Annotated in this window: 21 protein-coding genes; 17 read left to right on the top strand and 4 right to left on the bottom strand. The window is 54.5% G+C overall.

Features of this window, described 5'->3' with window-relative positions:
* Nucleotide 1 precedes the first annotated feature (1 nt).
* The 5 genes from H7C18_RS14595 (at nucleotide 2) to sigJ (ending at nucleotide 5,597) form a co-directional block, all read left to right on the top strand.
* Nucleotides 2-1,456 carry a sulfatase family protein gene (locus H7C18_RS14595; protein ID WP_185129809.1) on the top strand — a complete coding sequence of 485 codons (1,455 nt, stop codon included), beginning with the start codon at nucleotides 2-4 and terminating at the stop codon, nucleotides 1,454-1,456.
* A 174-nt stretch (nucleotides 1,457-1,630) separates the two neighbouring features.
* Nucleotides 1,631-2,641 (top strand): LacI family DNA-binding transcriptional regulator, encoded by a 1,011-nt coding sequence (locus H7C18_RS14600; protein ID WP_185129810.1) that lies wholly within the window; start codon nucleotides 1,631-1,633, stop codon nucleotides 2,639-2,641.
* Between the two features lie 622 nt (nucleotides 2,642-3,263).
* Nucleotides 3,264-3,494, top strand: a complete 231-nt coding sequence (locus H7C18_RS36020) for a TetR/AcrR family transcriptional regulator (RefSeq protein ID WP_185129811.1) — start codon at nucleotides 3,264-3,266, stop codon at nucleotides 3,492-3,494.
* A gap of 30 nt (nucleotides 3,495-3,524) precedes the next feature.
* The gene (locus tag H7C18_RS14610; protein WP_185129812.1) at nucleotides 3,525-4,703 is read left to right on the top strand and encodes an NAD(P)/FAD-dependent oxidoreductase; all 1,179 of its coding nucleotides are present in this window, start codon (nucleotides 3,525-3,527) and stop codon (nucleotides 4,701-4,703) included.
* A 33-nt stretch (nucleotides 4,704-4,736) separates the two neighbouring features.
* Nucleotides 4,737-5,597 carry an RNA polymerase sigma factor SigJ gene (gene sigJ, locus H7C18_RS14615; protein ID WP_185129813.1) on the top strand — a complete coding sequence of 287 codons (861 nt, stop codon included), beginning with the start codon at nucleotides 4,737-4,739 and terminating at the stop codon, nucleotides 5,595-5,597.
* Nucleotides 5,598-5,677: 80 nt separating this feature from the next.
* Here the strand turns inward: sigJ and H7C18_RS14620 are convergent, their stop codons facing one another.
* Nucleotides 5,678-6,268 (bottom strand): sterol desaturase family protein, encoded by a 591-nt coding sequence (locus H7C18_RS14620; protein ID WP_185129814.1) that lies wholly within the window; start codon nucleotides 6,266-6,268, stop codon nucleotides 5,678-5,680.
* Between the two features lie 36 nt (nucleotides 6,269-6,304).
* Nucleotides 6,305-6,793 carry a DedA family protein gene (locus tag H7C18_RS14625; protein ID WP_185129815.1) on the bottom strand — a complete coding sequence of 163 codons (489 nt, stop codon included), beginning with the start codon at nucleotides 6,791-6,793 and terminating at the stop codon, nucleotides 6,305-6,307.
* A gap of 200 nt (nucleotides 6,794-6,993) precedes the next feature.
* Between H7C18_RS14625 and H7C18_RS14630 the strand changes: the two genes are divergently transcribed.
* Nucleotides 6,994-7,917 (top strand): NAD(P)-dependent oxidoreductase, encoded by a 924-nt coding sequence (locus H7C18_RS14630; RefSeq protein WP_185129816.1) that lies wholly within the window; start codon nucleotides 6,994-6,996, stop codon nucleotides 7,915-7,917.
* Nucleotides 7,918-7,960: 43 nt separating this feature from the next.
* Here H7C18_RS14630 and H7C18_RS14635 read toward each other — a convergent pair whose 3' ends face one another.
* Both H7C18_RS14635 and H7C18_RS14640 read right to left on the bottom strand, forming a co-directional pair.
* Nucleotides 7,961-8,392 carry a MerR family transcriptional regulator gene (locus H7C18_RS14635; RefSeq protein WP_185129817.1) on the bottom strand — a complete coding sequence of 144 codons (432 nt, stop codon included), beginning with the start codon at nucleotides 8,390-8,392 and terminating at the stop codon, nucleotides 7,961-7,963.
* A 225-nt stretch (nucleotides 8,393-8,617) separates the two neighbouring features.
* Nucleotides 8,618-9,430 carry a helix-turn-helix domain-containing protein gene (locus tag H7C18_RS14640; protein WP_337913517.1) on the bottom strand — a complete coding sequence of 271 codons (813 nt, stop codon included), beginning with the start codon at nucleotides 9,428-9,430 and terminating at the stop codon, nucleotides 8,618-8,620.
* Nucleotides 9,431-9,540: 110 nt separating this feature from the next.
* Between H7C18_RS14640 and H7C18_RS14645 the strand changes: the two genes are divergently transcribed.
* The 11 genes from H7C18_RS14645 (at nucleotide 9,541) to H7C18_RS14695 (ending at nucleotide 26,070) form a co-directional block, all read left to right on the top strand.
* Entirely contained in the window at nucleotides 9,541-10,059 is a 519-nt protein-coding gene (locus H7C18_RS14645; protein ID WP_185129818.1) for a VOC family protein, read from the top strand.
* Between the two features lie 127 nt (nucleotides 10,060-10,186).
* On the top strand, nucleotides 10,187-12,718 hold the full coding sequence (locus H7C18_RS35730) for a winged helix-turn-helix domain-containing protein (RefSeq protein ID WP_185129819.1): 2,532 nt from the start codon (nucleotides 10,187-10,189) through the stop codon (nucleotides 12,716-12,718).
* A 176-nt stretch (nucleotides 12,719-12,894) separates the two neighbouring features.
* Nucleotides 12,895-14,631, top strand: a complete 1,737-nt coding sequence (locus H7C18_RS14655) for a sensor histidine kinase (protein ID WP_185129820.1) — start codon at nucleotides 12,895-12,897, stop codon at nucleotides 14,629-14,631.
* A 2-nt stretch (nucleotides 14,632-14,633) separates the two neighbouring features.
* Nucleotides 14,634-16,175, top strand: coding sequence for a response regulator transcription factor (locus tag H7C18_RS14660; RefSeq protein ID WP_185129821.1), 1,542 nt, complete (start codon nucleotides 14,634-14,636; stop codon nucleotides 16,173-16,175).
* 90 nt (nucleotides 16,176-16,265) lie between these two features.
* Entirely contained in the window at nucleotides 16,266-17,648 is a 1,383-nt protein-coding gene (locus H7C18_RS14665; RefSeq protein ID WP_185129822.1) for an ABC transporter substrate-binding protein, read from the top strand.
* A 78-nt stretch (nucleotides 17,649-17,726) separates the two neighbouring features.
* Nucleotides 17,727-18,605, top strand: coding sequence for a carbohydrate ABC transporter permease (locus tag H7C18_RS14670; protein ID WP_185129823.1), 879 nt, complete (start codon nucleotides 17,727-17,729; stop codon nucleotides 18,603-18,605).
* Nucleotides 18,605-19,426 (top strand): carbohydrate ABC transporter permease, encoded by an 822-nt coding sequence (locus tag H7C18_RS14675; protein ID WP_185129824.1) that lies wholly within the window; start codon nucleotides 18,605-18,607, stop codon nucleotides 19,424-19,426. Before H7C18_RS14670 ends, H7C18_RS14675 begins: the two co-directional genes overlap by 1 nt.
* A gap of 26 nt (nucleotides 19,427-19,452) precedes the next feature.
* Complete coding sequence (locus tag H7C18_RS14680; RefSeq protein ID WP_185129825.1) at nucleotides 19,453-22,344, top strand: discoidin domain-containing protein; 2,892 nt, start codon at nucleotides 19,453-19,455, stop codon at nucleotides 22,342-22,344.
* Nucleotides 22,345-22,350: 6 nt separating this feature from the next.
* A complete protein-coding gene (locus tag H7C18_RS14685) occupies nucleotides 22,351-23,484 on the top strand; it encodes a glycosyltransferase WbsX family protein (RefSeq protein WP_185129826.1) in 1,134 nt (377 codons plus the stop codon).
* A gap of 44 nt (nucleotides 23,485-23,528) precedes the next feature.
* Nucleotides 23,529-24,671: a DUF2264 domain-containing protein gene (locus H7C18_RS14690; RefSeq protein ID WP_185129827.1), complete on the top strand. Its 1,143-nt coding sequence runs from the start codon at nucleotides 23,529-23,531 to the stop codon at nucleotides 24,669-24,671.
* 250 nt (nucleotides 24,672-24,921) lie between these two features.
* Complete coding sequence (locus H7C18_RS14695; protein WP_185129828.1) at nucleotides 24,922-26,070, top strand: hypothetical protein; 1,149 nt, start codon at nucleotides 24,922-24,924, stop codon at nucleotides 26,068-26,070.
* The last annotated feature ends 75 nt before the right edge of the window (nucleotides 26,071-26,145 follow it).

The raw sequence follows: 26,145 nt of genomic DNA on the forward strand, positions 1-26,145 counted from the left end.
GATGAGGCGCAAACCGAACTTGCTTCTGATTATGTGCGATCAATTGCGTTACGACGTCTTGGGCTGTTACGGCAACAAGCTCGTGCAGACGCCGAATATGGACCGTCTGGCCCGAATGGGGGTCGTCTTCGATCAAGCGTACAGCCAAACCCCTGTTTGCGTTCCTGCAAGGCACGGCCTGATCTCCGGGCTGAACCCGTTCGAGATCGGCCTGCTCAAGAACGAAGGCTTATCCAAGGAAATCGAAGATCCGCTGCCCGAGCGGATCCGCGAGCAAGGCTACCACACGTGCGCGGTCGGGAAAATGCATTTTCATCCGGTGCGCAAGCATTACGGTTTCGACCGGATGCTGCTGTCGGAGGAAGTCCCTTCCCACTTTGACGACGACGAATATTTGCAATTTCTGCGGACGCAAGGATACGGCCACGTCACCGAGCCTCACGGCAAACGGAGCGAGCTCTATTACGTGCCGCAAGTTTCCGAGCTGCCCGGGCATCTGCATACGACCGCTTGGACGGCGGACACGGCATGCCGCGTCATTCGGCAGAATCAGAACCGGCCGTTTTTCCTGTTCACTTCGTTCATCAAACCGCATCCGCCCTTTGACCCGAGCGCTCCGTACGATACGATGTACCCAACGGATCAGGTGCCACCGCCGAAACGGCGGGAGCACGAACGGACGCCTGACGACGCCTGGATCGAGGTTATGAACGACTTCAAAGTGAATGGCATCGACAGCCTGAGTCACGAAGACGAGTTGAAAATGCGAGCCTACTATTACGGCTGCGTATCCCAGGTGGACGCGCAGATTGGCCAAATTCTCGATACCCTCGAGTCCTGCGGCTTGATAGACGACACCTTGATCGTCTTTACTTCGGATCACGGCGAGATGCTGGGAGACCATTATTCATACGGCAAGCGCACCTACTATGAGATGTCCGCCAAGGTGCCGCTTATTGTGAGTTGGCCGGCGGCGCTCCCTCAAGGGGAGCGGCGGGAGCAGCTTGCCTTGCTTCAGGATATTTACGCCACCTTGATCGCTGCAGCCGGCGGAAAGGTGCCCGCGGCCTCATCCGGAGTGGATCTGCTGCCTGCGGCGAGGCAGACGGAGCGGCCGACTCGCGAGAAAATTTTTGCGGAGATCGGCAGAGGCCGACTGTTCAAAACGATGCTGCGCTGGGACCGTTACAAATACATCTACCATGCTAACGGCGGCAAGGAGAACCTGTTCGATCTGCTGGCCGATCCGGATGAATTCAACGACATCTCGGCGCTGCATCCGGAACTTTGCAGGGAATGCAGGGAACAATTAACGGACCATTATCGCGCATACGGATTAGCGGAAGCGCTCGGCAGCGACGGATTGGCGCGTTACGAGGAGACGAAGCACGTGCCGCGAGGCTATCTCGATCAATCGCCCAAATGGCCGGCAACGGTCATCGCGGACAGTAAATAAAATCGTCCCGAAGGAGCCGTCTGACGACCGGCGAATGGAAAGGCGGCTCCTATTTGCGTCACGATCTTTTTTGCGTTTCGGCATCGAACAGGATAATATGGTACCATCGAACCGGTTCTATTTTGAATAAAAATCGAACCGATTTCAGATCTGATTCGGAAGGGGGAAGCGGCATTGGAAACGAAACCTAAGGTAACCATCGATGACGTCGCGAAATCGGCGGGTGTTTCCAAGTCCACCGTTTCTCGAATTATTAACAATGTTCCCGGCGTTAAACCTGTTACAAGATTTAAGGTGAACCGGGCCATTGAAGAACTTGGCTTTACGCCAAATATCATGGCGCGAAGCTTGAAGACCAAGCTGCGTCGTCAAATTGCGTTAGCCATTGACGATATCCGCAACCCGTATTATCCGGAGCTCGCGTGGGCTGCCGAACAAGTAGCGAAGCAAAATAACTTTCGATTGGTTCTGATCAATCATTACGGCAATCCGTCCGAGGAACTCGCGGTCCTTAAGGAAGCAAACGATATGCATGTGGACGGTATCGTCCTGCTCTCGACCAGCCATCCCAAAACACTAACCAAGGTTATAAAAAAAGCGGCCGTTCCCGTTGCCCTGATTGGAAATTATGAGGAAGATATGCCGGCGGATTGGGTCGGACTTAGGGAGAACGAAGGATACGTAGCAATGGATCATCTGATCCGCATCGGCAGAAGGCGCATCGCTTACGCCGGAAACACAACGCTGCATCGCGGGGCTCGCTACACCGCTTACGTGCAGTCGCTGGCCTCTCATTTTATGGAGTTCAATCGTTCTTTGGTGTATACCGGCGAACGGCTGGCCATTGACACCGGCCTCGAAGCAGCTCGTTATTTTTATCATTTGAATGAAATCCCGGATGCTGTGTTTGCAGCCAATGATCTCGTAGCCATTGGAGTCACCCAAGGTCTGATCAGTCTCGGGTTGCGTGTACCGGAAGATGTTGCCGTAGTGGGAATCGACAATATCCCATGGTGTACTTTGACCACCCCTAAAGTGAGTTCGGTTTCGAATTTAGTGGGGGAAATGGGGCGCATTGCAGTAGAACGGCTGATCCTTCGAATCGGCGACGAGTCTAAAGCTTTTGAAAGAATCACCTTGGAGCCTCGGCTGATTGTCAGAGAATCCACCGTCAAGCAGATATAGGGCTTAGAAAATAACCTGTTCAGACTCGTCGTCGATAGGGTTGCGGCTGTGCTGTTGATACCGCCGCCGTAGCTGGCCGTTGTATGGCCGGTGATTGTGCCGCCGCTCATGGGTAAAGACGGCGGGACCGCAGTTGAATTCGCCGCCTCCCCCGCTGGAGGCTGTATTGTTAAATATGGTGCCGCCGTTCATAGTGAAAGAATGGGTAGCGCCGAACACATGCACGCCTCGCCACGGGTACCGATACCGGCGGACTTGCCGGCAATAATGCCGTAACCGCGGTGGGTACCGTTGCGGCGGTTGTTTTGGAGCAGGCTATTATCCGGGAGTCCAGGCTGCTCAGTAGCAACCGGGCGCCGTGCAGGAATCTTGTTCGAACAGCCATTCATTATGAATGGACGAAACGACGATGCCCGGCAAACCTTCGGCAAAGACGTTCATTGACGCTCATGAACCGGCGACCTCCCTCCTTATAAGCGTTACTCCTCATCCATTTCAGACAGCTTATTTCGCCTATTTATGCGATTCCTGCTTTCTCTCAGCAATGTCCGGGCAACGGTATAGCCGATCAGATACGCGGCTGCGGACGTGTTGCCGTCAACCGTAAATGGAATGAACCAATATGAAACGGAAATGGCTGGAGGAAGGATTTTCGCTATGGGGCGAACGAGGTGCAGGCTTCTTAACGATTGATACACTCACAAGCCGCTTAGGAGTGACGAAAGGATCATTCTACCATCATTTTCAGAACTGGCAAAACTATAAAGAAAATCTTCTCTCTTCGTATGAGAATGAGAGAACGCTCAAGATTTTCGACGTCACGACGTCACAGAATCTCATGCTTCACCGTTAAATGTGCAAAATTGAAAGGGGTGCATATTCGATGAAGGAAGTGAGATGCGTCGTCGTTGGGGGAGGTCATGTAGGCCTCCATGCGGCCAAAGAGTTGGGGAAATCGGCCAAGGAGCTCGGACGGGCGATTCGAGTTACTCTTATTGACAAGGAGCCTAACCATACTCGTAAGGTGTTGTTATTCAGGCCGGCCGTCGGCGAAGAGAAGATCGATCTCCCATGGTCTAGTTTGTTGCCTAAGCCTATTCAATTCGTACATGGTACGGTAACGGCAATAGGAAGCGGAGAGAAACGTGTTCGATACTTAGATTCAAGCGGGAACGAACGCCATCTGGATTATGACATTCTCGTCCTTACAGTAGGCAGTGTCGTGAAACGGCCGAATCATGACCTTGGCGGTTTAGCTCTGACGGATGTAAATTCGGGAATTGCCATCCGGGAAACATGGCGGACGAATATCAGGAGAGCTGCCGCAGAATTCAACCCCCGGGAACGAATAAGGCTTCTGACCGTCGCCGTTGCGGGAGCAGGGATCAGCGGGGTCGAGACCTCCGCCGAATTGGCGCTCGCCATGCGTTCTGAAGCAGCCAAGCACGGACTTGATCCGAACCAGGTTCGGATTTACTTGCTTAACGCGCATCACCGGTTATTCATGGAGGGGCCGGATAAAGCAGGTCTAAAGCTGCAAAGTCTCCTGAACGATTACGGGGTTACTGTCCTTCATAAACATATCGCGTTGCGTGAGAAGGACGGGGAATTATGCCTGCAAGACGGGCGATCTTTGCCTGTCGGCTTGTGCATTTGGACCCTTGGGCTTGAACCGAACCCCATTCTGAGATCGCTGGGAGTGCCGCTTACCGCCGGCGGCCAGGTTCAAGTCGACGAATGTTACCGAGTCGGGGGGAAGGCCGGGTTCTATAGTATCGGCGATTGCGCAAGAATCGTCGACCCTGTAACCGGACACGAAGATCCGATGACTTGCAAAGAAGGGATTGTTCAAGCCAAAAGGCTGGGGAAGATCGCCATCGCCGACATAGAAGGTCGCCCTGCTCCCGTCCATAAAGAGCTGATGAATTATTATTGCATCGGATTGGGAGCTGAACGCGGATTACTGTGGACGAGGAAGTGGGGGGTGGACTTCCTTCTTACGGGAAAGCTGGCTTGGAGAATCAAAAACTACGGATGGGATATCGCGAGTCTGTTAAGGTAGCGAGAAGCCACGGATGGGAATAGAGGTAAAAAGGTGGAAGAACTTTATGTTCAGTATAAAGGGTTGATGTTTAAACTGGCGTACCAGTTGACCGGTTCGGCGGCAGACGCTGAGGATATCGTGCAGGATGTGTTTATCAAGCTTTATGACGTGGACCCCGATCGGTTGGCGAGACCGAAAGCCTATCTTTGCAGGATGGTGACCCGCCGCAGCATCGACCTTCTCAGATCAGCACGTAAGCGAAGGGAGCAATACTTCGGACCATGGCTACCGGAGCCTGCTCCGACCCCGGAGACGGATGAGATCGAGTCGGTTGCCCGCAGCGATTTGCTTTCGTATGCCATGATGGTACTCCTCGAACATTTATCTCCTGCCGAACGTGCCGTATTCGTCCTTCGGGAGGCTCTTGGTTTTGAATATCCGTTCATTGCCGAGTTGCTCGATAAAAATGAAGTGAGCTGCCGTAAAATGATGAGCAGAGCCAAAAGTAAGATGGGCATCTCGGAAAATATACCGGTATCGCACGAATCGAAGAATGAAGAATGGGTTCGAATATTTTTAGCTGCGCTTGAGAAAGGAAATATCAATAAAGTAATGGAGCTGCTCTCGGAAGGCGTGATGATTGTCTCTGACAGCGGAGGCAAAGCGATTGCGGCTGTTCGTCCGATCCAAACACGCGAGCTTGCCGCTCGTTTCTTGCTCGGAGCGTATAGAAAAGCTCCAAAGTTTATTGGAGGGCTTGATATCGGATTAGCGAATATGAATGGCCAGATCGGGGTTGTCGTCCGTTCCGGAAGTAAAGCGGTCGCCGTTGCTCTCCTGCACTTCGAAGGAGGAAAGTTAAGGAATCTGTACATCCAGAGAAATCCGGAAAAGCTGAAGCATATCTTATGAGGTTTGAAGTCTTTCACGCTGCCGGCGCGCCGCTTCCCATAGGGCGCGCCGCCTGTTTGACGTGCAAGAGTTCACTGAGATCACCTCGACGACTCGTTCTTTTGATTCAGCTGCTGAATCTGGTGCGGCATCGAAGTCGTGCCGAACGCGATGTCGAGCGCCGGATGGGTCACTCCGTAATATCCCTCGGCATTCTTGTAGTGATGGAGCATGTGAAACTGCTTCATCCATTTACCCCACGGCGTCCTGGGGGTTATCGGCCGATGCGAAACGTAGTGCATCCATTCGTAAAAAAGTTGGTAAGCCCCGAATCCCGCCATGATTGAGCTTGCCATATGGATATTTTGAAACAGGGCGGCAAACGCAATCCCTAAACCAAGATGGTATGGAACATTGTAAGCGTTTGGGGTTAGCATGTAGCGAATATTTTTCGGATCTTTATGATGGATATCATGCTCCCGGTACGCTTTTGGCATGATTTTGGAAAAGATACCATGAAGCGCGAAACGGTGTACCAGGTATTCGATGAAAAAAAACAGCACGATACCGCTCCCCGCAGCGGCCCATGTCCAGGACGTGTACGGCGTAAATGCCGCGGTCAGCATGTACAATATCAGCATGGCGGTGACGAACGCGATTCTTTTGTCGAACCAGAATTCCTTGACGAGCACCTCGTTCTCCTCCTTTGAGTCAACAATCCCGTTCCGTTACGGGACCCGTATCGACGCCATAAACATAACCACCGCCGAACACAATGCCCCCATGAGCAGCCAATGACATTTCAGCGAAGAACTTTCGCGCTTGACGTGGATCAACCGGTTGGTCGGATCGTGCGCGACGTACCTGTACGATAGGATGAACAAAGCGACGGCGGCGGCGTACAGCAGCGTCTCCCCGCCATAACGGGATACGGTTTCGTAGTTCTTCGGACTGAGGAAAATCCGCGGGCCGATTTTAACCAGAAACGGATATCCCAGCTTCCGTCCAATGAAGTACGTGACGGTCATGCCGACCAAGGTTCCGGCCCACGCGAGCGACAGGGCAAGCGGCCAGCTCAGCCGGCCTTCGTAAGCGAGGTAGCCGGAGAAGCCCATGACCAATTCTCCGGGAAACGGCAACGCGATGTACTCTAGCATCAGAGCGACGAACAGCGTCAAATAACCGTATTGCTCCATCCAGACTTCAATCGTGTCCATATGGGATTACCTGCCATTCCATTCCGGCTGTGCCTTTATTCTAATCCGTGATGGCGCCTCGATACACCATCGGAGGGCCGGTTATGACATGGACTTAAGCCTGGGGTCATGGTAACTGGCCGGGTTATTCGAATCTATTTGTTGACATTGACACAGTGTCAACCTTTTAAGATAAGGGGGAAAGGAGATGAGGTATCCGAATGAAAGAAAATGAGCAAAGCGTAAGCAATAGTTGGAACCCATGGAACGTTATCCATCCGCCAGTGAGCGTCATCGGCTTAGGCATGATGGGTTCGGCTCTTGCCCAAACATTCCTGAAGGAAGGACATCAGACGACCGTCTGGAATCGTACGGCAGGCAAAGCTGATGCGCTTAGGAAGCAGGGAGCGAAAGTCGCGAGCACGGTGAACGAAGCGATCGCGGCGAGTCCGATGGTGGCGATCTGCGTGCTGGATTACGGTACCGTACACGAGATCCTGGAGGAATCGGGCGAGATCTTGGCCGGCCGGGCGATCGTAAACCTCACCAACGGCACCCCGGCACAAGCCCGTCGAACAGCCGCTTGGGTAGCCGGCCGGGGCGCCGAATATCTGGATGGCGGGATCATGGCTGTTCCACAGATGATCGGCACCACCGGCGCACTTGTGCTGTACAGCGGATCCGAGAAGGTTTTCCAAACCTGCCAACCGACGCTGAAGGGGCTCGGGACCGCGAATTTTCTTGGCGAAGACCCAGGCTTGGCGCCTTTATATGATTTGGCGCTGCTAAGCGCCATGTACGGGATGTTCGGCGGTTTCTTCCATGCTACGGCCATGATCCGTTCGGAACAGATCAAGGCGGGAGCGTTCACGGAGCTTGCGGTTCCTTGGCTCCAGACCATGGCGGCCTCGCTGCCCCGGATGGCACAGGCGGTAGACGTGGGGGATCATCGAACGAACGTGTCTAGCCTATCTATCAACCAGACGGGATTTGTTCATTTTATTGAAGCGTGTCGAGAACTGGGAATTAGTGCTGAGCTAATGACGCCGATTCAAGAATTGATCAGCCGCGGCGTTGCGGAAGGCTACGGAACCGACGGACTTTCAAGGTTAGTTGAGCTTATCCGGAACCCGGCCTCGGTTTAACTTACGGAGAAGATCAGGTCCGCAACAACGTGGGCCTGGCCTTCTAAACCATTGTCGCTCCTATAGTTTTGCTTGATTGTTCGTCAGAACCGATCCCCGTACCCATCTTCGTTCTCCGCCGGACTCTCATTTGTTCCATACGTTGTTCCAGCTTCTGTTGTACAGTAGTCATCGTTTGAATTTGATGGACGATCTCCGCATGCTTTTCCTCATAGGCTTCGAGCATTTCCTCGCAGAACTCATCGCTATCGTAAGCATCATAATTATCATGGCATTTCAAAATTTCAAGAATATCCTTCGTCGACATGCCGAGTTCCAAATAAATTTGAATCGTTTTGATTCGCTTGACGTCAGCCTCGTCGAATTCCCGATAATCATTATCTAAACGCCTTGCAGTCAGCAGCCTTTTCTTCTCGTAATATCTGATCGATCGGGCACTGACACCGGTCGCTTTGGATAGCTGACTTATTTTCATGAAATCGCCCCTTTTCCGTTGAGGTACGACAAATCCCATTCTATAGTAGCATCACGGATCGAATGGATCTAGGATCCACAGAAACATGCGGATATACATGTCTGTTCTAATGCAAGGATCGAAGGGGGCTGCCGCGAAAGAGAAAATAGACGGCGGCAGGTTCAAAGAACTGCTGAAGAAGCATTTTGGCAGATGAAACGAGCGGAACCATACCCTCCTGCCCGTTCACTCGGCGGATATCCGGGATTTGTAGGCTGCAGGCGTTTGGCCGAGGACCGACTTGAAATCCTTAATAAAGTGCGCTTGATCGAAATAGCCGAATTGCGTCGCCAGCTCCGCCCATTGCGCGGATTCGTCTTGTTCGAGATGTTCCGCCGCTTCCTGAAGCCGAAACCGTTTGATGACCCATTTCGGGGTGACGCCGACGTACTTCCGGAACAGTCGCTGCATTTGCCGGATCGACAGTCCGGTAAGTTCGCTTAACTGCTCTACCTTCATGATACTTCGATCGTTCATTGTTTCCTGCACGATGCGCCCTGCCAGTTCCGCCTGAGGATCGCGTCTTGGCAGTCGAGTCGACAAGGCCAACTCCGCCTGTCGAGCCATCTCCGCATCGTCGCCCGCATCGAGTATGACGCTCGTCCACTCGTCGGCATCGCGGCCGAACAACTCGGACGCCGCGACCGTAGTCCCGGTCAACAGCGAGACGTTCCTCTGCCAGAACGGGTAAAAGCCGCCCGCGCGGAATCGGACGCCGAACACTCGGCCCGCTCCGCTCAATTCGCGAACGAACGGTCGTCTCGGAATGCCGTACAGAAAGGCTCGCCTTCCTTCGTGATCGTGTTCGAATGCCAAGTGAACGTTCGGATACGATAACACCGTCTGGGTAAAAGGCGTCTCGGCGTTCAAATCGTAGCGGACGATCCAGTAATGTTCGACGAACGGTTGGAGCGGAGGGCTCGGTTCATATCGGGATAAAGAAAACTTGCCTCGTCCGGCGGCGGCATTCAAAATGCCGCGCGTAGACATCCCGTCCACTTCCTTCAAGCTAGTCAACCTCCCTGAAGCCTTCGGCGTCGCCTTTTTACAATACACCCGATCGATAGTGCTTCTATAATAGAGACTAGCAGAACGAAGGAGGAATGGAAATGACCGGTCGCAAAAACAATGAAGGGATATCCGGGCAGCACGCCACGAACGGAATGCCGAACGGATACACCTCGATTACTCCGTTTATCGTCGTGAACAATCCTGCCCAAGCGATCGCCTTTTACGAAACGGTATTTGGAGCAAAGGCAAAAAACGTGACAGAAGTCGGCGATGACGGCAACAAGATGATTGTTCATGCCGATATTGATTTCGGGCACGGTTTTCTGCAATTGGGAGCCGCTAACCCTGCCTATCGCTTAGTTTTGCCGCCGGGAGGAGGCGATGCGTGCTATTCTTTAGGAATCTACGTCCCCGATGCCGATCGTACTTTTTCCTTGGCCGTTGCCAACGGAGCGACCGTCAGAGAGCAGCCGGCGAACTTTGTCTCAGGAGATCGATATTGCAGTGTACTGGACCCGTTCGGAATCAGATGGTCGGTTATGACACGAATTGAGGATATCTCGGAGGAAGAAAGTTTTCGCAGGGTGGCCGAATGGAGCAAAACGTTGGGGCAGTGAAACCGACCACAAAACACGCCAAACATGGCGTGTTTTTTTTGTAATATAAGGATGCGGAAGGAAAAAGACGACACTCGTCGAAATTAACTGCATAGTTCATGATCCATATAGATTGAGGTCGTGCCAAGTGATCATCAGCACCAAAATACAAGTTCCTTATGTCAATACGCCGCTCGTTCAACGCCAAGCGTTAATTCAACGTTTGCATAAGGGAATCAAGGGGAAGCTGACCCTTGTCGTCGCTCCGGCGGGATACGGAAAATCGACGTTATTAAGCGAGTGGGCCAAATCATGCGAGACGCCGGTCGCTTGGGTATCCTTGGACGCCCGCGACAACGATTTCGAGCGATTCTGGACCTACGCGATCGCCTCCGTCGACCAATCGTATCCAAGCTTCGGAGCATCGCTTCCGCAGCATCTGAAAAATATTCAACCCGATGATTACGATGCTTTTCTATCCGCGTTGCTCGGCGAATTCACCGGGTTGCCCGGCCATCTCATCCTGGTGCTGGACGATTTCCACACGATCGATCTTCCTTCTATTAACGATGCATTAGCCTATATGCTCGATTATTTACCGGCATCCGTTCATATTGTCGTGGCAAGCCGTCATCAGCCGGATCTGCCGACGGCGCGGCTGCTGGCAAGAGGCGAGTTGTATAAACTGGCGTTAGACGATTTGCGGTTCCAAGCGGAGGAAGGAATCCGTTTTTTTCAAACCTGCATGGAGTTGCCCCTTCCCCGGGAAGACGCGGCTTTGCTCGTCGAACTGACGGAAGGGTGGGTCAGCGGCTTGCAAATGGCGGGGATTTCGATGCGCGCGAGCAGCCGTCCGTCCGATTTCATCCAAAGGTTCAAAGGCCGCCAACGCGATATCGCGAATTATTTGTTGGAGGAAGTGTTCGGGAGGCAACCCGGGCAGGTGCGTTCGTTTTTGATGAAAACATCGGTGTTAAACCGCATGAACGAATCGCTATGCCAGGCGGTAATGGATCTCCGGGACTGCCAGGATCAATTGAAGAGGTTGGAAAACAAGCAATTGTTCGTCATTCCGCTGGACGAGCACGGGGAGTGGTACCGGTATCACCATTTGTTCGCCGATTTTTTGCAGCAGCAGCTTCGTCTGAACGATCCTGAACAATGGGAACAAGCTCATGAACGGGCGGCAAAATGGTTTGAAGCCCATGGATGGATCGAAGAGGCGGTGGAGCATTTCCTTGCCGGACAGCAAAGCTCGGAGGTTATCAGGATCGTTGAAAACCAGTTGCCCCTGCTGCTGCAATTGAACCGATCCGTCCTTTATCGATGGATGACCATGCTTCCCGAATCGTTGATCGCAGACAATCCAAAGATCGAAATCTTCTATTTCTCCGTACTCATCGTTATTGGCCAATGGCATCTTGCGAAGTCGCGAATCATGAAAATCCAGGATAAACTGTCGGAGGAGAAGTGGCAGCCTTTTGCGGGTCATGTCTACTTGGCATTCGCCAATTTCGCCATCATCCAAAAAGACGCGGCGCAAACCTCCGCCTATTTGGAACAATTCGATAAAGAGATGCCCGACGGCAACGATTATCAAATGATGGGCGGCAATACGGCGCAAGGGTCGGACTATGACCATTTCTTGTCCCACTTCAACGATTTGCAGGAAGCGGAAGCGTTCCTCATCCGTTGGATCGAGGCCTGGGAGAACAAAATCAACTATCCGTTCGTCGGCTATTTCTTCGCTTCTTATAGCGAGTTGCTGTATGAAAGGAACCTTCTTGAAGAGGCCAAATCGTTCGCCGAACGGGCAATGGAGCGGCAAGATATGCGGCCTTATGCCCGAATCATGGTTCGCGCGGCCATCAGCTTGTCGCAAGTCGAACAGGCCGAAGGACGCTTGGATAAGGCGTTCGAGCACATCGAGAACGCCAAATCGATGATCGATTCGCCCGATCGGGCCGTGTTCGACTTGAAGCTGGAAGCTCATCTCGTCTCTTCAAAGCTAGCGCGGGCGGCGTCCGGCGACATTGGCGACTGGGCGCGAACATGCGGATTAAAGCCTGCCGATGCCGTTCCTTTTTACCGAATTCCCGAATATATCGCGTTGGCGCGCGTGCTGGAGCATGATCATCAACCGGACCAAGCCGAATTTTTGTTGGACAAACTCTTTCGCCTAACTCATAAAGAAAATCGGCTCCGGGATAAAATCAAAGTATTGGTGAAATGGAGCATGATGGAACACAGGCGTGGGAATACGGAGGCTGCGATCGAGAAGCTGTCCGTCGCGCTTCAATTGGCGGAACCGAACGGATACGTGCGAAGCTTCGCGGACGAGGGAGCGGGGATGGCGGAACTGCTCACGCGATACTTGCACATGAGGCAGCACCGTTTCATACGGGAATCGAACCCTGCGTCGTTGCTCTATATCAAGAAGCTTTTGAGCGTGCTCCCCGATACGGTCGAAGGGCCAACGGCTCCGTCGGTTATGTTGACCGGCCAGCAATTGAATATTTTAAGGCTGATCGCCAAGGGGCTTACCAACAAACAAATCGCCGAACAATGCTTCGTCACTTCCGAAACCGTCAAAACCCATATCAAACATATTTACATGAAGCTGGACGTGAACAATCGATTCCACGCGATCCGGCGCGCCAAAGAGCTCCGTTTGTTGTGATGCTTCGGCATATCCCCCGACGCCATCCCCGATCGGGGGATTTTTTAATGAATGATTTCTTTATGACGGACATCTGCAGTGTCAAATGCAGCAAAGAAATGATCAAACAAAGCAAAGAGACGGCGCGGCGGCTGTAGTATAATCGGCATATAGATATCGTTGCGGGGGCCGGCGGCATGACAAACTTGATATTCGATTTCGTCAACTCGATCCGCTCGAGGCTGTTCTACAAGATGCTGATCATCTACTCGCTGCTTACGCTTGTTCCGCTGATCGTCGTCAGCACCACCTTCTACTACCGTTCCAGCCAATTGATCGGCAAGAAAGCGGCGGAGGACGCCCAACAAGAGCTTGCCGCAGCCGCGTCGGCGATCGACGCCCCGCTTCTCGCCATCAAGAAGCGGATGCTGGAAATAGGCGAACGGGATACGATCCAATCCTATTTGAGACTCTATCGACAAACCGACGCCAACGCGACGAATGACGAAAACCGGTTCAACTTGCTCGAGAGCGTAAAGGACGTGCTGCAAGTCGAACGGAATGAACTCAAGCGAACCATCGGTCCATTCGTGGACAGCATGTATTTGATCACGCCGGACGATCGGGTCGTCGGCATCGACGGCAGCCGCACGCTGCAATACCCTTCCGCTTACCGCCTCCTGCCTTTCGAATTCGACCGAATGCCCGAATGGGCTTTTTTTACCGATGCTAGACGAATGGCTTGCGACATGAACATTTACGGGATCGGCAACACGGCCGATACCGATCAATTGCTTGGACGTCTCGTCGTCACGCTGCTTCCCTCGAGTCTGCAGAACGTGTATGCCGACTTTGCGCCCGGCACCTTCTACATCACCAGCTCGGACAACATCATTCTCTCCGCTTCCGATCCGGACGAAATCGGAAGCGTGCTGGATGTGCGGGGACCGGCAACGCAGCTGCTGATTCGGCAGAAGTCGCAGTATGCCGACTACCGTTACATTCGGCTGGCGACACCGGGCACGGATAAGATCGTCAAGAAGCAGGCGCTGTTCTCCGCAACGCTCACCTTCCTGGCGTGGCTGGCCGTTCTGGTCGTGACGTATTTGATCCTAAGGCGCGTGACCGATCCGATCCAGCGGCTTACCCGGCTGATGCGCCGCGCGGAGAATGAGGAATACCAGCTGTTCCAGGATGTTGCGACGAGGGATGAGATCGCCATGCTCTGTCACGGCTACAACCGGCTCGTGCTGCGGACCAAGGACTTGATCGACAAGAATTACAAGAACGAGCTTCTGGTGCGGGAGGCCGAGCTGAAAGCGATCCGCATGTACATCAATCCGCATTTCCTGTACAACACGCTGGAATACATCAGCATTATGTCGCAGAACCCCGACAAGGCGCGGTATGTGCCCGATATCGTTCAGAAGCTGTCGAGCATTTTCCGGTTCTCTATCATCCCTGGAGAAAAGTTCGTACCGCTCGAGACGGAATTCGCGTTCGCGGAAAAGTACCTGCAGATTCATCAATACCGGTTCGGCGGACGGATGCAGCACGCCATCGTTCTGCCGGAGATGCTTCGGCAGGCCGTAGTGCCGAAGCTGGTGCTGCAGCCGCTCGTCGAGAACGCGGTCATCCACGGCATCGACCGTCTGCCGGACGGCGGCCGCATCGAGATCGAGGCAAAGGAAGAAGAGTATATGCTGGCGATCGAAGTCCGCAATCCGGCCCCGCCCGTCGGGTCGGATCGCGGCTCGGGTCCCGGTCGGCCGGGCAAGAAAGGCTTGGGTTCCGGTCTGGAAAATGTCAATATGCGGATTCGTCATCATTTCGGCAACGTATACGGCGCCAAGCTCGGCCGGGACGCGGAAGGAACGGTAACGGTCACGCTGAAGATGCCGATCCAGCTTTGGAACCAGACAGGGGAGGAATAAGGATGCGTATACTTGTCGTCGATGACGAGTCCGAAATCCGCGACTATTTGGCGGGTTTGCCGCAGTGGGAGCAGGCAAGGTGCACGATTGTCGGAACGGCCGCCAACGGGGAGGAGGCGCTCGGACTCGTGGAGAGAACGAGTCCCGACGTATTGTTAACCGACATTCGCATGCCCGTCATGGACGGCATTGCGCTGGCCGAGGCGGTCCGGACGACGCGTCCCGATCTGCCGATTATTTTCCTTACCGCGCATCATGAATTCGAGTATGCGAGACAAGCCGTTCGTCTGGGCGCGGCCGATTTCATTACCAAGCCGTTCAGGCCGGAGGATCTCGTGAACGCGGTGGAACAGCTGCGGGCCAGGGAGCGCGACGATTGGCTGGAGCAGGATTCGTTCTTTATGGCGATCGGAGGCGAGACGCTGGCGGCGGAACAGAAGCGGGAATGGCTGTTGGGCCGCGGGATCGAAGACGGGAATTTTGTCCTGCTCTATGCCGAGCTGGATCATGCGCAAGGTTCGCCCTATTCGCGCAATCCGTTCGCGCTGAAGCAGGTCCGCAAGGCGCTGGAGACCGTATCGAAACGGGAAGGAACGACGGTCTGGATGTCCGAAACCGCAAGCGGGGTCTACGCGCTTCTGCCGTGCCGGTCGGATTCGGAAACGGACGCTTCCCGGAGCATCGGTTTCGCGAAGCGAATGATCGAAGCGTGCGAATCGCAGGAAGAACTGAGCGTTTCGGTCGGCATCAGCCGGACGATGGCTTCCTTTCTCGATCTGCCGGAGGCCATCGGGCAAACCGGCGTTTGCATGGATTATCGCATGCTGCTCGGCAAAAAGACGGTTCTTGCCTTCGATGCGATCGAGACGATCGTCAGCGAGAAGGAGAAAGAGTCGCTCTCGTCGGTCAATCGGGTGGCCGAACTTCTGCGCACCGGCGAGACGGACGGCATCCGCGCTTCGATCTCCGCCGCCTACCGCCGCATGCTGTCCGTCGGCGCGAGCCGTAAGGATATCCAGCATTTCTGCATCGGGATGATCGAACGGTCGGAGGACGTGCTGCTGGAGTTCGGCATCGAACCGGACGCCCGGACGGCGGTCGAAATCCGGGAAACGATGCTTTCCAGTTTGATCCTGACGGATATGATGAGATCGCTTGAACGTTACCTGCTGGATAACGCGGAAGAAATCCGCCGCCTTCTGTCGCAGTCTCCCAAGCGGCTCGTTGCGGAAACGAAGATGATCATCGACCGGGAGTATGCATCCGAGCTCACGCTGCAAGCGGTGGCGAAACGGCTGAACGTGAACTATTCCTATCTGAGCCGTCTGATCAAGAAAGAGACAGGCGTCAATTTTACGGATATGCTTTGGGATTGCCGCATAGAGGCGGCCAAGGTCAAGCTGCTCAGCGACGACCTCAAGGCTTACGAGATCGCTTACGCTGTCGGCTTCAAGGATTCGGCCCACTTCAGCCTGCTCTTCAAGAAAATGGCGGGATTCACGCCGAGCGAATACAAGCGTCAGGCCGGCGGTAAATTGCAATAAAGAAAAACCAAAACCCAGCCATCGAACGATTCTCCTATCCCTACTAAGATAGAGATGTAAGCGATCATGCGTCAAGAAGGGGTGCGTCCATTGAAGAAGAAAGCAATCTCGTCGCTGTTAGCCGTGCTATGCGTCATATTTGTGCTGGCGGCGTGCAGTAATGGGAACTCGGGCAATGCTTCCAACGGGAGCGGAACGCCGGTGAACAGCGAGTCGGCAACCGTCGAGGCAGACCATACTGGCGAAGACGACGCGGCCGCTTCGAACGACGAGGAGTTTACGATCCGCGTCGGCTCCTGGTTCCTCGACGACCGCCCGTACCAGCAGGCATACATGAAAGCGGTTGAAGAGGGCTACAAGAAGCTTTATCCCAACGCCAAAATTCAGTGGGACATTACGCTCGGCGCCACCTACTTCGACAAGCTGAAGGCGCAGTTTGCTTCCGATTCCGCGCCTGACGTCACTTTCTTTCAGAAGAAGGACTGGTTCAAAGCCGGCAATTTCATGGATCTAACGAACGAACCGATAGTCAGCCGCCTGACGGATGCCGGCAAGAAATCTCCCGCCGTCCTCTATGAAGGCAAATTGTTCGGCGTGCCGCTCGGAAGCACCCCGGCCGGGGGCGTATGGTACAACATGGACCTATTCAACGAACTTGGTCTGAAACCGCCGACGACGGTGCAGGAATTTATGGACGTCTGCGAGAAGCTGAAGGCGGCCGGCAAAACGCCGATTGCGCTTGGATTCAAAGACGTCTGGACGGCGCAGTTGTTCATGTCGCTGTGGCTCCAATCCTACGGGTTTGCAAGCGATACCGATTACGGTATGAAGATGTACAATGGCGAGATCAATTTCGACGACCCGGCGATTCAGGCGGTCTTTAAAAATTTTCAAACCATGCAGGAAAAAGGTTATTTCAACAAAAACGCGCTCAGCATCGATTGGCCGGCTTCCGCTCAACTGTTCGCTTCCGGCGATGCAGGGATGATCGTGCAGGGTCCCTATATGCCCGGAACAAACAAGGATAATATTCAAAAAGGCGGTTTTAAGCCGTTCCAGCTCGGGTACTTCCCGCTCATGGACGACAAAGGCAATACCCAAGTTCCGGTCGGCACCAACGCAAGTCTGGCCATCAACGCCAAGACGAAGCTGGTCCCCGAGTCCAAGGCGCTTCTCGATGTTATGACTTCGTCGGAAGTTCTGGGGTCATGGCTCGCAGGCGAGGGCGCGCTGTCTTACTTCACGGACGTGCAGGTCAAGTTTGACGATCCGGTCATGGATACCTTGAAACAGTATGTGGATAAATCCTCTTTTTCCAACAGAATTGAAGACTTTATCCCGACAAGCGCTACTACTGCAATGACGGATCTTGTCACGAAGGTGATCTCCGGCGCACCGTTCCATCCTTCCGATCTGAAGGCCGTGCAGGACGCTTTCGAGAAAGACAAGGCGACCGTGGTGCTTCCGTACTGATCGGCCGACGGCACGTACCGGCGTCCGGCCGAACGGCGGCTGGACGCGCTTCATCTTCGCAAAGGAGCCGCCGCTACTATGAATCTCAATCGCAGGAAGTTTTGGACGGGCGTTCTGTTTTTGCTCCCGGCGCTGGCCGTATTCCTACTTTTCTTCTATTATCCGTTTCTCGAAAGCGTCTATTACTCATTCACCCTTTGGAACGGCAGCGGCAAGCCGGAGTTCATCGGATGGGACAATTATGTCAACCTGTTCACCGATCCGCACATGACCGACGGCTTGCAAAATTCGCTCAAGATGGCCGTCTTCGGCATCGTCGTCCAGAACCCGCTGGCGCTGCTCGTTGCGGTGCTGATCAACAAGCGGTTCCGAACGGGCGCGTTCATTCGCACGGCGATCTATTTTCCGGTCATCGTCAGTCTTGTCGTCACTTCCGTCGTATGGGGACAGCTGCTGCAGTTCGACGGCTTCTTCAACGAAATCTTGAATCGGCTCGGACTCGAATCGTGGACCCGGGACTGGCTCGGCACGCTCAAGACGTCGTTCCCGACGATCATCCTGCTCTCGCAGTGGCAGGCGATCGGGTTCTGCGCCGTCATCTACCTCGCCGGCCTCCAGTCGATCCCGCCGGATATGTACGAGGCAGCCGAGCTGGAAGGAGCGAGAGGCTTCACGCTATTCCGAAATATTACGCTGCCGATGCTGATGCCTACCGTGACCATCGTGCTGTTCCTGACGGTCGTCGGCGCGCTGAAGCTGTTCGACTTGCCGTACATTATGACCAACGGCGGACCCGGCACGTCTTCCTACACGCTGTTCCTGGCCGTCTACAACGCAGCCTTCAGGGAGAATAATTACGGGTACGCGACGGCCGGAGGCATTTTTCTCGCGGTATGTATCATTGTAGTGTCCGTCGTCCAGTTGTCCGTGACGCGCAGACGGGAGGTGGAGCTCTGATGGAACGCAAACGGGCTTCCCTTTGGGTTGAGATCGTCCTTATCGCCGTCGGGCTGCTGTTTTTGTTTCCGATTCTGTATTTGCTTCAGATGTCCGTCAAGCACCCGGGTATCTTCTACAAGCCGCTTACGCTGCCGGACCGGCTGTATCTCGACTATTACGGCCAGGCGCTGCGCGGCGACTTCTTCCGCAGCTTGGCCAATTCGGCCATAGTAACGGCCTGCGGCCTCGGACTGACCATCGTAATCGCGTCCATGGCCGGCTATACGCTCGCCAGGCGCAGCGACCGGTTGTTCCGCCTCGTGTTCCTGCTGTTCATGACCGGCATGATCATCCCGACCGTCGGATCTCTCATTCCTCTGTTCAAGCTGGTGAACTCTTTGCATCTCGGCAATACGCGGACCGCGCTTGTCTTCTTGTACGCGGCCGGGCACATTCCGTTCGCCACGTTCCTGTATTCCGCGTTCACCAAATCGATTCCGCGCGAGCTGGAGGAATCGGCGGGCATCGACGGCTGCGGCCCGTTCCGCATGTTCTGGGTTCTCCTGTTCCCGCTGCTGCTGCCGGCGACGGGCACGTTCATTCTCACCAACGTTTACGGCATCTGGAACGATTTTGTGACGCCGCTCATTTTCCTCAACTCCCCGGAGAAAATGACGCTGATGCCCATGATCGTCCAGTTCATGTATAACCAGCAGTCGACGAATTACGGCCCCGTGTTCGCTCTCTGCATACTGGCGATGATTCCGCTGCTTGTCCTGTTTATTTTCACGCAGCGTTATATGTTGAAGGGCCTTGTCGCGGGGTCCGTAAAAGGATAGCGAATCGAAAAGGATGGTGAAGGAACATGTTCAAAAAAATGTTCATTCTAGTCTTTGCCTTGCTCAGTACGTTGTACATGGCGGGAGGACCGACGACATTCGCAGATACGCAAAGTCCCGAATTGCTGGTCAATCCGGGATTCGAGAACGGCACAACAGGCTGGGATGCACAGCTGGCGACCTTGACGCCCGATACGACGCAAGCTCATTCCGGCGGCTCCGCATTGAAGATCGCCAACCGAAGCAAAGACTGGAGCGCGGCTGTGCAGAATGTGACGGCCGCCCTTCGGAGCTATGGAGCCGGCCACTATCGATTCAGCGCTTACGTGAAGCTGGCGGCGCCGCTCGGTAGCGGCTCGTGCAGTCCGCTGCTTGTCATTAAATATAATGACGGAGCGGATCATTACGCCACCACGAGCCGCGCGGCCATTAACGAGAACGGCTATGCCAAGCTGGAGGGAACCGTCGACATCTCCTGGAACGGTTCGTTGAATTATGCGCAGCTGTATGTCCAGACCGGAACCGGCGGCACCGAGTGTCTGGCCGATCTCTACGTCGACGATTTCAGCTTGGTGAACACGGACCGTTCGACCCCGTTGCCGCCGCCATCGGGAGACTCCAGCGTCAATCTCGCGCTGAACAAGCCGGTGACCGCTTCCGGTACGCTAGACAGCATCTATAGTCCTTCTTCTATAACGGATGGCGACACCGATACGGCCAACGGGCCCGAATGGGCGGCGGACGTCTCGCAGGGGCCGCAGTGGCTTGTCATTGATTTCGGGTCGAATGCGACCTTCAACAGACTGGAATTTTATACCCGTACGGGGTTCGAACAGAAAGAATACGAGATTCAATATTGGGACGGCACCGGCTGGATCAACCTGATGAATAAGGTGACCGGCAATACCTCGGACCATCTTTCGTATGTGTTTAAAACCGTTACGGCCGCCAAGCTTCGGATCTATATGACGGAAGGCAACGTGAATGAACAAGACGTGGCGCGTATCGTCGAGGTAGAGGCGTATCATGACCCCAATCTGGCTTTGAACGGCGCCGTAACGGCTTCGAGCACCCAGAACGACGCGTACAGCCCATCTTATATTACGGATGGAACGGAGGATACCGTTTCATTCCATGGCTGGGCGGCGGACGTATCTCAAGGACCGCAGTGGGTAGTCATTGATTTCGGCAGAACGGTAACGTTCAGCAGAGTGGAGTTTTTTACCAAGAATCAATACGAGCAAGCAGAATACGAGATCCAGTATTGGGACGGAACGGATTGGATCGATTGTTTTCCCAAGGTAACGAATAATACCACGGATCATAATTCACATTTGTTTGCACCGGTTAGCAGTTCGAAACTAAGAGTGTACATGACCGAGGGCAACGTGCAGCAGCCTACCGTCGCGCGGATCAACCAGGTGGAAGTATACAACACGACCGGCGTCTATTCCGAATATATTCCCGACCCGATTCCTCAAGATCCCAATGACCGGCAAGAGAAGACGGAAGTAGGGGCGATCCGGTGGGATTGGTGGGGAGCGACAGCCGACCCGAGCAATCCGGGCTCCGAGACGCAGATGACGCTGTCGCCGGACAAATACCATTTCCGGCTTCCCTGGTATGCGTCCGTTACCGGAACCGACTCCGTCAGCATCCCCTTATATACGCAGGAGATCGTGGATCAAGAGATTGCATACGCCAAGGAGGCAGGAATCGACTACTGGGCTTTTGTCATGTACGAATCTCCGACAGCGAGGGACCTGTATCTGTCCAGCGCACACAAGGACGATGTGAAATGGAGCGCGATTCTGGGCGCGTCCGGCTTCAGCTTGAACAACTACCCTTGGCTGGTCTCGCAATTTAAGACATCGAATTACGAGAAGGTGTTGAACGGAAGACCTCTCGTTTATGTGTGGAGCACGAATAAAACGATCGTCGATACGTTGCGCTCGGAAAGCGAACGGCAGGGCGTCCCCGAACCCTATATCGTCATCATGGGAGCGAGCGGCAAAGTGATGAAGCAGATGGAGGGAGACGCGCTGAGCAGCTACGTCAATCCGGTCGAAGGCGGGGCGCCGTATTCCGATATGATCGCGAACGACCGGCGCAATTGGGACCTGCTGGCCGGTTACGGCGTGCAGGTCGTCCCGACGGTATCGACGGGCTGGGACCCTCGGCCGCGCATCGATCATCCGGTCAGCTGGACCAGTTATGGCGCGAGCTCATGGGCGCAAACCGCAACGCCGGACGAGATCGCGGAGAATCTTCAGAACGCGTTGGACTGGAACGACAGCCATCGCTCGTCAAGCATCCCGAACGCGATTCTGATGTATGCCTGGAACGAGAACGATGAAGGAGGCTGGATCCTGCCCACGCTCGGAACCGACGGTCAGCCGGATACGGGCAGGCTCGATGCCATCCGGTCGGTGCTGCGTCCCGATGTCACGCCGCCTGCGATTGCGATCGCCGCGCCTGAACCGGGTTCGTACGAGACCGCCGATGTGTTGACGCCGCAAATTCAAGTAACGGATGCCGAGTCGGGCGTCGACGCTGCGCAAACCGTCATTCTTCTGGACGGCCAACCGATCAGGGCGGATGCGGACCTGCCGCTCTATACGCTCTCTCTCGGCACGCACGTAATGAAGGTAACCGCCGTCGATCAGGCCGGCAACCCGGCGTCGCAGTCGGTCAGCTTCCGGATCGAGACCAGCGTGGATTCGGTGAAGAAGCTGTTAACGATTTTCACCGCTGAAGGATGGATCGAGAATAACGGGATCTTGACCGGCTTGCAGCAAAAATTGGAGCATGGAGACCTTAAAGCCTTTATCAACGAAGTCTCGGCGCAGGAAGGCAAACATATCGAAGACGGGGCCGCTCATCTATTGCTGCGAGACGCGAATCAATTGAAGGGATGAATCGGGATGAAGGGATCGGCTGAAGTCGCGGCGTACTATTTTCCGAATTATCACGTCGATGCGCGCAACGAGGAGTGGCACGGAAAGGGATGGACCGAGTGGGAGCTGGTCAAAGCGGCAACCCCGCGATTCCAGGGGCACGAGCAGCCGAAAGTTCCGCTCTGGGGTTATGAAGACGAAGCGGACCCTCGTGTCATGGGGCGGAAAATGGTAGCCGCGGCGGAGCATGGAATCGATTGTTTCATCTTTGACTGGTACTGGTACGATAACCGTCCCTATTTGCACAGGGCGCTGGAGGAAGGATTTCTGCGAGCTGCTAACCCGAACGGCTTGAAGTTCGCTCTGATGTGGGCGAATCACGACTGGCTGGAGATTCATCCGGCTACCCGCTGCAGGCCGTATCCCCAGCGCACGACGGGCGCGGCGTCCGAGCGCGAGTTCCTGGACGCGACCGATTATATGATCGAAAAATACTTCAACAGCGAATCTTACTGGCGAGTGAACGGGGGGTTATACTTCTCGATTTACGATTTGCCGAGCTTGCTGGCCGGGTTCGGCAACAGCGTCGAAGAGACGCGACGGCAGCTCGATCGGTTCCGGGAGCGAGTGCGGGAGGCGGGGCTGGGCGAGCTTCACTTGAACGCCATCGTATGGGCGGTGCCGAATCTTCCGTCCGAGCAAAAGGTAGAGAATCTGAACGATCTGATCAACCGGCTCGGCTTTGACAGCGCCACCTCATACGTATGGATTCATCATCATGAGATACCGGAATTCCCGGCTTATACTTATGCGAAATTTCGTGAATTGTCCGTCCGCGACTTCGATATCTTTACGCAAGAATACGAGCTTCCGTATTTCCCGAATGTATCGATGGGGTGGGATTCGAGTCCGCGGACGATCCGGACCGACCGGTTCGACCATCTGGGCTATCCGTTCACGCCGATATTGACCGGAAATACGCCCGAGGAATTCAAACTGGCGCTCCAGCAGGCCAAGGAATTCCTCGATGAAGGCGTGACCAACCCGAAGATCCTCACCATCAATTCGTGGAACGAATGGACGGAGGGCAGTTATCTGGAGCCGGATACCCGGTACGGTATGGCCTATTTGGAAGCGATACGGGACGTATTCGGGCAATAGGAGCCGGTCCTCCGGCTTTGGCAGGAACGATTGGGGGTTTGCGCATGGTTCATACGGCAACGGATCGGGAGCAATGGCTGGAATGGATGCTGCGGATCGGCAAGCCGGTACTGGAGGCGCTAGCCGAACGCAAGCTGAAGGAGCGGATGCCCGTTCAAGGCAAACGGGACGATCGAGGCGAGTATACTTACCTGGAGGCGCTTGGACGGCTGCTCGCCGGGATGGCCCCTTGGCTGGAGCTGACGGGATTATCCGGCGAGGAAGAGGAATGCCGCAGGGAGATGGCGCGTCTGGCTAGAGAAGCCGTGGATGCCGCTACCGACCCTTCGTCCCCGGACTTGATGAATTTTGCGCGCGGCGATCAGCCTATCGTCGATGCTGCCTTCCTGTCTCACGCCATGATCCGAGCGCCGAAGGAGTTGCTTGGCAAGCTGGAAGGGCGCGTGAAACGAAATGTTGTCGGCTGTTTGAAGGCTACCCGGTCGAGAAAGCCGGCCTATAACAACTGGCTGCTGTTCGCAGCACTGACTGAGACGGCGTTATGCCTGCTCGGCGAAGAGTGGGATCCGATGCGCATCGATTACGCTCTGAAGAAGCATCAGGAATGGTATTTAGGCGACGGAGTCTACGGGGATGGCCCGGAATTTCACTGGGACTACTATAACAGCTTCGTCATTCATCCGATGCTGATCGATATCTTGCGGACGATGGAGTCGCAGATGCCGGACTGGGAGCAGCTTGCGCCCGAAGTTATTCGCCGGGCGGCCCGCCATGCGGCGCAACTGGAACGTCTGATTTCTCCGGAAGGCACCTTTCCTCCGATCGGGCGGTCGCTTGCTTACCGGTTCGGCGCGTTCCAGTTGCTGTCCCAGGCTGCGCTGCAAGATTGGCTTCCGGCGGAGATCGCTCCGAATCAGGTTCGATGCGCGCTGACGGCAGTGATCCGCCGCATGATGGAAGCTCCGGGCACCTTTGACCCGGACGGCTGGCTGCGGATCGGATTTTGCGGCGATCAGCAGGGTCTCGGCGAAGATTACATTTCAACAGGCAGCTTGTATTTATGCGCGGCGGTATTTCTGCCTCTCGGCTTGCCGCCGGAGCATTCGTTCTGGCAAGGGGAAGCGGATTGGACCGCAAAGCGGGCGTGGGCCGGAAAGCCGGTTCAGATCGATTATCCCCGGTCATAGCAATTTCGGCCAATGGCCCGGTGCAGCCGCACCGGGCCATTCGCTGCGGGCGATTCGCCTTCTCTTTCAGTGATTGCGCTTTCGAGTCTCTTCAATATACTCCTTTAGAGTAATTTATTTTAACAGATTTCCGTAATATGGTAGACATATGGCAAATCCATGAAGGGAGGGCCGACGAAGAAGATTCCTTGTACGGAATTCGAATTTGAGCCGGGGCCAATCATGTAGACAAAGGAGAGGCGCTTATTCCATGATGCGACGATGGATACCTTACGTTCTGGCATTCCTGTTACCGATGCTGGTTTTGCTCCCTTTTAAGGCCGCCGCCGATGCTAATGACGAAGCAACCAAATTGCTCCTTAATAAATTTAACGGAACCATCCTCGATTTTGACGCCACTCGTATTATTTGGAAAGAGAACGATAAAGTGCTTTGGTTATACAACCGCACGGATGGCACGCAAGATAAGGTTTACGACGGTACCGGATCGACCGATATCATCCATCAAGCGAAGCTGTCTGCGCAAAGCGTCGTGTACAACCTGAATACCGATCCTAGAACGGAAATATGGCCAAGAGTTCAAACGGTATTCAATTGGAAGAACGGTCAGGCCGTGCAAATTGCATCCGGCGAAGATCTTTTCAAAGTGACGGGAAACGGAAATGTTGCGTTGCTCAGTCATCATAATGTGGATCTGACGACGGGACAAACCCGAGAGCTCGGCTATGACAGGGTCGAGTTCTCGGCCGACGGCACCATGATCTACACGGCTCCGAGCGCCCCCGTTAACGCGCTCGCTCTCTACCAGTCGCTTCCCGACGGAACCGTGACGCAACTGGCGACTCCTTCCGCTAAAGTGCCCAAGTGGTTAGGATGGGACTTGGGCTTTTACGGGCCGTTAACGGATGGAAAAAGCATCGTCTATTCGGAACTTTTCTTGAGGGATGGCGGATTAAGTTGGGTGCTCCGTTTGCGCAATGTGGATAATTCGGTCGCCACATTATCGGTGAACCCTCACACAGCCGGCCACGATCTGTATTTGATTAACAATGGGTGGATTGCTTATATCGAGTATAATAAAGAAATAAAACGGAAGGTCGTGAATGTCCGGTCGCCGGAAGGCGCGGTAAAGCGGGTTTTTGAGTGCCCCGATTGGTGGTCTTGGACAGTTGCCCCCCTCGCCATTAACGAGTTGGGGCCGGATGGAACGGTGGCGTTCACGTTTAACGACAAATCGTATCTCTATTACACCCAAGCGGACAAAACGGTAAGCATATCCAGAAGCCCGGCGCGGTTCCAATACCGGGAGCATGTCCTCGACGGGCCTGGCGATTCCCAATACCGGATTGGCGGATGGTACCTGCAAGCTGACGATTCGCTGTACGCTGTTCGAATCTAACTGCTTCTCCGGTCCTCTGCCAAACTAAAATGACAGACCCTCCTATAAAAGGAGGGCTTTTCGTATTATTAGGTC

The sequence above is a fragment of the Cohnella zeiphila genome (genome assembly GCF_014212055.1).
Taxonomy (GTDB): domain Bacteria; phylum Bacillota; class Bacilli; order Paenibacillales; family Paenibacillaceae; genus Cohnella; species Cohnella zeiphila.

Bases quoted from the DNA above. Each gene is read 5' to 3' on its own strand.
- H7C18_RS14595 (WP_185129809.1), top strand. From the start codon at position 2: ATGAGGCGCAAACCGAACTTGCTTCTGATTATGTGCGATCAATTGCGT.
- H7C18_RS36020 (WP_185129811.1), top strand. From the start codon at position 3,264: ATGAAACGGAAATGGCTGGAGGAAGGATTTTCGCTATGGGGCGAACGA.
- H7C18_RS14610 (WP_185129812.1), top strand. From the start codon at position 3,525: ATGAAGGAAGTGAGATGCGTCGTCGTTGGGGGAGGTCATGTAGGCCTC.
- H7C18_RS14625 (WP_185129815.1), bottom strand. From the start codon at position 6,793: ATGGACACGATTGAAGTCTGGATGGAGCAATACGGTTATTTGACGCTG.
- H7C18_RS14630 (WP_185129816.1), top strand. From the start codon at position 6,994: ATGAAAGAAAATGAGCAAAGCGTAAGCAATAGTTGGAACCCATGGAAC.
- H7C18_RS14635 (WP_185129817.1), bottom strand. From the start codon at position 8,392: ATGAAAATAAGTCAGCTATCCAAAGCGACCGGTGTCAGTGCCCGATCG.
- H7C18_RS14645 (WP_185129818.1), top strand. From the start codon at position 9,541: ATGACCGGTCGCAAAAACAATGAAGGGATATCCGGGCAGCACGCCACG.
- H7C18_RS14655 (WP_185129820.1), top strand. From the start codon at position 12,895: ATGACAAACTTGATATTCGATTTCGTCAACTCGATCCGCTCGAGGCTG.
- H7C18_RS14660 (WP_185129821.1), top strand. From the start codon at position 14,634: ATGCGTATACTTGTCGTCGATGACGAGTCCGAAATCCGCGACTATTTG.
- H7C18_RS14670 (WP_185129823.1), top strand. From the start codon at position 17,727: ATGAATCTCAATCGCAGGAAGTTTTGGACGGGCGTTCTGTTTTTGCTC.
- H7C18_RS14675 (WP_185129824.1), top strand. From the start codon at position 18,605: ATGGAACGCAAACGGGCTTCCCTTTGGGTTGAGATCGTCCTTATCGCC.
- H7C18_RS14680 (WP_185129825.1), top strand. From the start codon at position 19,453: ATGTTCAAAAAAATGTTCATTCTAGTCTTTGCCTTGCTCAGTACGTTG.
- H7C18_RS14685 (WP_185129826.1), top strand. From the start codon at position 22,351: ATGAAGGGATCGGCTGAAGTCGCGGCGTACTATTTTCCGAATTATCAC.
- H7C18_RS14690 (WP_185129827.1), top strand. From the start codon at position 23,529: ATGGTTCATACGGCAACGGATCGGGAGCAATGGCTGGAATGGATGCTG.
- H7C18_RS14695 (WP_185129828.1), top strand. From the start codon at position 24,922: ATGATGCGACGATGGATACCTTACGTTCTGGCATTCCTGTTACCGATG.